Source organism: Streptomyces laurentii, from assembly GCF_040635425.1.
Taxonomy (GTDB): domain Bacteria; phylum Actinomycetota; class Actinomycetes; order Streptomycetales; family Streptomycetaceae; genus Streptomyces; species Streptomyces laurentii.
In genome coordinates, this window is record NZ_JBEYHT010000120.1 from 1 (window position 1) to 5,338 (window position 5,338).

At 70.8% G+C, this 5,338-nt stretch carries 6 protein-coding genes; 2 read left to right on the forward strand and 4 right to left on the reverse strand.

The annotated features are described in order from the left end of the window. Nucleotides 1-229: 229 nt before the first annotated feature. From ABZ693_RS35835 to ABZ693_RS35850, 4 genes are all read right to left on the reverse strand, one after another. The gene (locus tag ABZ693_RS35835) at nt 230-841 is read right to left on the reverse strand and encodes a DoxX family protein (RefSeq protein WP_359885682.1); all 612 of its coding nucleotides are present in this window, start codon (nt 839-841) and stop codon (nt 230-232) included. A gap of 122 nt (nt 842-963) precedes the next feature. Next, entirely contained in the window at nt 964-1,386 is a 423-nt protein-coding gene (locus tag ABZ693_RS35840; RefSeq protein ID WP_359885683.1) for an avidin/streptavidin family protein, read from the reverse strand. Between the two features lie 470 nt (nt 1,387-1,856). Continuing rightward, nucleotides 1,857-2,495 carry a protein-L-isoaspartate O-methyltransferase family protein gene (locus ABZ693_RS35845; RefSeq protein WP_359885684.1) on the reverse strand — a complete coding sequence of 213 codons (639 nt, stop codon included), beginning with the start codon at nt 2,493-2,495 and terminating at the stop codon, nt 1,857-1,859. A gap of 65 nt (nt 2,496-2,560) precedes the next feature. Further along, on the reverse strand, nt 2,561-2,932 hold the full coding sequence (locus ABZ693_RS35850; RefSeq protein WP_359885685.1) for a hypothetical protein: 372 nt from the start codon (nt 2,930-2,932) through the stop codon (nt 2,561-2,563). 756 nt (nt 2,933-3,688) lie between these two features. On the opposite strand from ABZ693_RS35850, the gene ABZ693_RS35855 reads away from it, so the two are divergent. Both ABZ693_RS35855 and ABZ693_RS35860 read left to right on the forward strand, forming a co-directional pair. Beyond that, on the forward strand, nt 3,689-4,582 hold the full coding sequence (locus ABZ693_RS35855; protein ID WP_359885686.1) for a universal stress protein: 894 nt from the start codon (nt 3,689-3,691) through the stop codon (nt 4,580-4,582). After that, nucleotides 4,582-5,280 carry a helix-turn-helix domain-containing protein gene (locus ABZ693_RS35860; protein ID WP_359885687.1) on the forward strand — a complete coding sequence of 233 codons (699 nt, stop codon included), beginning with the start codon at nt 4,582-4,584 and terminating at the stop codon, nt 5,278-5,280. The genes ABZ693_RS35855 and ABZ693_RS35860 overlap by 1 nt, the downstream gene beginning before the upstream one ends. The last annotated feature ends 58 nt before the right edge of the window (nt 5,281-5,338 follow it).

Below are 5,338 nucleotides of genomic sequence, written 5' to 3' on the forward strand. Positions count from 1 at the left end.
AGCTACAGACCCTCCTCGCGACATGGACCGGCGTCTGCCCCACCTGTCACCGCGGCATACCCACACCAACACCAACCTGACCAAGCCCTACTAGTGGTCGACGGCCGTGCCCGGCGGGTCTACAAGGCGACCGAGGCCGGGAAGCAGGCCCTCGCGGAGGACCGTCAGGCGCTGAAGGAGCTTGCCCGCGAGGTTCTCGGGGCGAAGCCCGTAGACCGGCGGCGCGGGGTTAGCGGCCCTCGGTTCCCGTTGTCGCGGCCGGGACGGAAGCCGTGCGGGGCAGGTGCGCGTCGAGAGAGAGGGCACCGGCGCCGACAAGGACCAGGAAGAGGCTGCCGCACAACTGGGCCAGGTCGGTGCGGGATTCGTGGGCGAAGTCCCACCAGCCGGACTTCCCCGCGAACAGCAACGCGTCTCCCCAGAGGATCGGCAGCTTGGTGATCAGCAGCGCGCCCAGCATGTTCACGATCATGGGGATCGTGGCGAGCCGGGTGAGCAGTCCGACCAGGATCAGCAGGCCGCAGGCGATCTCGAACACCCCGTCCAGAGGCGCGAAGAGGCCAGGGGCGGGGATGCCGGCCTTGTCGAACCGGCCGGTGCCCTGTGCGTCGGGGCGGAGGAATTTCAGGATGCCTTCGCAGAGGGGCCGGCTGGCGGCATGGTGCCGAGGCTCGTCCTGAGTTCGCGGGCGGTGGCCACGGACAGGCGTGACTGTGGGAGAACTACATGGCCGTTGACACAGGGGCACTTCGGTGGGAGGTCCTCCGGTGGTGCGGCCCTCCGTCACGGTCGCCACCGGGATGAGCCGGTCTCGCAAAGGCGGGCTCCCTCCCGCGGGCATGCCACTCCCGCTAGGACGACCGCAGAGGTGGGGTGGAGATTGTCGAGATTTGCACCCGTGGGGACTCCGTGGAAGGCCCGCTGACCTTGCGTATGAGCGAGCCCATGGGAAGCACGGAGTACTCAGGACGGCTTCGGGTGCGAGACAGGCCGACCGCTGGCGAGAGCACGCTCCACCGCGTCCCGGGCAGGCTCCTGCCGGGTGAACACATCCTGGCCAATCACTGTGGATTCCCACGCTTGCGCCGGAGATGAGGAACGGGTCAGCAGCCAGGTGGTCAGCAGCCATTCCGGGTCTGGCAGGAGCAGTCCGCTCCAACTCGTCAGAGAGCCCACATCGCCGTGTTCGTTGCGCCAGGCGACGGTCCAGCCGAGAGCGATGCCGTGCCCCGGCTCCGTCGGCCCGCCATGGCGGCCGGTGAGGACGTATGTGCCGGGCGCGTGTCCCACGGCCGTGAGGTACGTCCCGCTGATGCCTCCCACCGGGTCCGATCGCAGGTGCATACGCGACCCGAACTCGTTGTACCAGTCACCGTCGATGATCACGGGGCTCTCCCAACACGTCGGTGCTCCAGCAGTCCCGTCGGACGTGCACCGGTTCCTGCCTCTCGATCGATTGGACCGTAATGCCAAGAACGGTCCAAGTGGCGCAGACATGCCGATATTGGGGAGCGGGGGGCACGCCGTTACGGCGAGTGTGGCCTCCGGCGGCCGCTGACCGGGAGCTAGGCGAGATCCTTGACGTACGTCTTTGCCGGGGGGGCTGGTCGTACGGTTCTGTGGAGGCCCGGCCTTCAGGGTGTCCTGGGTCGGTGCGGCCGACTCAGGACCGAGCACCTACCGCCGGGAACCGCGTACGCGTCGACCGCGTGGTGCCCCCTCCGCGTCGTCGAGGTCGACCACGAGCCAGCCAGTTCCTCGATAGTCTCGCTCGCGTCGCTGCTTCCGCCTGTAGGCCCTGTCCGAGCCACTCACCCTGCACGGCCGGCCGACCGTCGACGCTGTGCAGTGCACTGTCAAGGGCAGAGAACCGGCCGTCGGCACTTTCGCCGGCACGTATCAGTGCTGATCGTAGCCATGGGCCCCGTGCAGGCGGACGAAGTGGCAGGCGTGACCGTCGCGCGGTACACCAAACCGTGGGCCAGACGCTCGTACAGCTGGACCCGCTCCCGTCCGCCCGGGCCGATGGGCTGGACGAGCCGTCCGCCGGTCCGCAGTCGTGCGACCAGCGGCTCTGGTACCTCGGGGAAGGCCGCGTAGACGATGACGGCGTCGTACGGGGCACGGTCCGGCACACCGAGGGTTCCGTCGCCGAGGACGATCTCGACGTTCTCCAGGCTCTGTCCGGCGAGCCGACGGCGGGCATCCTCGACCAGATCGGGCCGGCGTTCCACGCTGACCACATGTGCGGCGAGGCGGCGGGCCGGCAGTGCGGTCTGCCAGCCGTAGCCTGTGCCGACCTCCAGGACGCGTTCGCCGCCGGTGAGGCCGAGCGCGGAGACCATCATGGCGACCAGCGAGGGCTGGGTGGTCACCTGGTCGTGGGGGAGCGGTAGGGGCGGGTCCCGGTAGGCGGACACCACGTACTCGGCGGGGACGAACTCCGCCCGCGGGGTGGCTCGGACGGCTTCGAGCAGCCGTCCGAGCCACCCCAATGGACCGTGCCGCTCGGACGAGATCCTCGGGAGATGACTCGTGCCCCATGGGTCTGAGCCAATGTTCAGGCGAGGCCGGCGATCAGCAGAAGTACGGCCGAGCAGGTCAGCAGTACCGGGCAGATCTTGAACCAGACGACGCTCGTGCGAGCCCCGGTGAGAGCCGTCAGCACCGCGAGGACGAGCAACGCTCCTGCGATGACGCGGTACGTCCAGTCGGCGGTGGACATCCCGCCGCCGACCGCGGTGACGACGATGACCAGCGCGGCGAAGGACCACACGGCCACCGCCTCGGCCAGCCGCTCCTGCAGCAGCACCCGACGGTTGTCCGCCGAGATTTCCCCGAATCCGGCGACGACGGCCCGGGGCGGGATCGCATCCGAAACCCCCCACAGCCCGACCAGGCCCGCGGCGACGTACGCGAGGACGTCTTCCATATTCCGAGGGTCTGCTCCCGGCTCGACCCACGCCATTCAACCTGGGGAGCAATCAGAGCGATGGGATCGCCCGCTGGCGTCCGCTGGAAGACTCGGCGAAGGAGCCGTGGAAGCCCGCCCCGATACGCGTCCCGCGAGTCGGCCGGAATCTGCCTCCGTCGAGGGCAACGTCTTCCGGCATACGGAATCCGGAAGGCGCCCAGCGAGCGTCACCGCGCCGTCCGGACGGTGAACGTCTCCTCGGGGATCAGGTGCGAGGAGTTCTTTTCACACGTCCTCGGCGGGTTCGGCTTCGGAGCGGAGACGGACCTTGAGGAGGACGCCCGGGCTGACGAAAGCGACCGGGCAAAAGCCGTCCTCACCGATCGGCAGCCGCTTGAGGTGTCCGCTGCCCACGGGCCACCGTTGCCGCTGTGCCACCTGCGGCCCGATGATCCGAGGGTGCCGCCGCCGTTTCCCGTACGGCAAGGGCCGAATGGGGGCCGTCGGGACCCGGTCGGCCCTGGCAGGAGCGGGCGGCACGTGCTTTCCTGAAGTGAGGAGAGGTCCTCCTGGAAGGACGCGGAGGAACGGACTTCGGGCCGCGCACCGCGCAATCAGGATCCGCGAGAAGCGGATGGGCCCCTCCTCCCCGTCGGCCCCGTGCCGTGAGGTCCGGGCGGACCGCGGTCGGGACCGACCGGCGCTGCCCCGGCTCCCCCTTCCTGTGTGAGCGTGGCAGCGAGGCTTCTCGTATCCCGAAAGGCGGTGGGGGCCATGGAGACGCCCCTCGTGGTCGGCGTCGACGGTTCCGACGCCGGCCTCACTGCGACCGACTGGGCCGCCGACCAAGCCGTACGGCTGGGAGTGCCGCTGCGTATCGTGCACGCCTCGCGGTGGGAACGGTACGAGGGTTCCGTGCCGGCCTGGAGCCTGAACCGCCCATCCGGCCAGGTGCGCGCCGAGAACATCGCCGCCACCGCGGCCGAACGTGCCCTGCGTCACGCCCCGGGCCTGAAGGTCACGACGGACGTCCTCGTCGAAGACGCGGCGAGCGCTCTGCTCAGGGAAGCACGCTCGGCCGATGCGGTCGTCGTCGGATCCCGGGGCCGCGGTGAGCTCGCCGACCTCCTGCTCGGCTCCGTCGGACTCATCGTGGCAGCCCGCTCCCACGGCCCCGTCATCGTCGTGCGCGGCCACCAGCACGCCCGGTACGCGCGCCACCAGAGTGTCCTGCTCGGTATCGGCGAGCACGACGTGGCCGTCCGCTTCGCCTTCCGCGAGGCCGTCCTCCGGCAGGCCGAACTCGACGCCGTCCACGCCTGGCGGCGCCCCGCCGCCCACGAACCGGCCGGCCATCCCCTGCTCACCGGCAGTGTCGCGCACCACGAGGAGCAGCGGGCGACCGCGTTCCTCGGCAAGGCCGTGGAGGCCGCCGCCCGGGCCTATCCGGAGGTGCGGCTGCGGCGCACCACGGTCGAGGGCCCCGCACACAAGACGCTCGTCGCGCGGTCGACGGCGGCCGACCTGCTGGTCGTCGGGGCACGGCGCCGCGAAGGCCACTTCGGCATGGAGCCGGGCCGGGGCGCCCACCGGGCGCTGCACCACGCCGCCTGCCCGGTCGCCGTCGTCCCGCAGGATCACCGTGCTCCGACCGGGGGTGAGCGGTGATGACCGGCGACGCCACCCCGCACGCTCGCGGCGACATCGGACGCCGGGTCACTGCCCGGCGGGAGGCTCTCGGCCTGACCAGGGAAGAGGTGGCCGAGCGCGCCGGTTCGGCACCGAGCTACATCCAGTACATGGAGGAGCAGGTGACCACCCCTGGCATCGCCTTCATGGTCAGACTCGCCAAGGCCCTGGAGTGCACGGTCCAGGACCTGACCGGGTACACGGCCGAACTGCCGGACGGCACCGGCCGGGCAGGCCGCGACGCCCGGCTCGCCGAGCTGGACGAGCCGGAGTGCTGGCGTCTGCTCGGCACCCACGGCGTCGGGCGGATCGTCTTCACCACCGAGGAAGGTCCCGCGGCCTTCCCCGTCAACTACCAGATCGATCACGGGGAGATCGTCTTCATGACGGCGCCGGGCGCGGCAGTGGTCCGTACGGCCGGGACGGAGATCGCCTTCGAGGCCGACCACGTGGACGAGGCGTTCAGCCAGGGCTGGAGCGTGCTCGTCGTGGGCCGGGTCCGCCGTGTCACCGAAGCGTTCGCCACCCGACGGCTGCGGAACGCGATGTACACGGGCCCGTGGGCGGGGGAGGGACGGGACGTGGTCATCGTCCTGGCGCCACGCCGCATCACGGGGCGGCGCATCGTCGTCGAGGGCGCTCCCGGAGTCGAGGGGCCTCCGGACGGCCCGGCGTAGCGGCCCGGCGCCGCCGGGCGCCAGACCACCTGTCCTGGCGGACCTTCCGCGACGGCCC

What these genes read in the sequence shown, in the direction of transcription:
- ABZ693_RS35835 (WP_359885682.1), bottom strand. Translation starts at nt 841, where the DNA reads ATGCCCGCGGGAGGGAGCCCGCCTTTGCGAGACCGGCTCATCCCGGTG.
- ABZ693_RS35850 (WP_359885685.1), bottom strand. Translation starts at nt 2,932, where the DNA reads ATGGAAGACGTCCTCGCGTACGTCGCCGCGGGCCTGGTCGGGCTGTGG.
- ABZ693_RS35855 (WP_359885686.1), top strand. Translation starts at nt 3,689, where the DNA reads ATGGAGACGCCCCTCGTGGTCGGCGTCGACGGTTCCGACGCCGGCCTC.
- ABZ693_RS35860 (WP_359885687.1), top strand. Translation starts at nt 4,582, where the DNA reads ATGACCGGCGACGCCACCCCGCACGCTCGCGGCGACATCGGACGCCGG.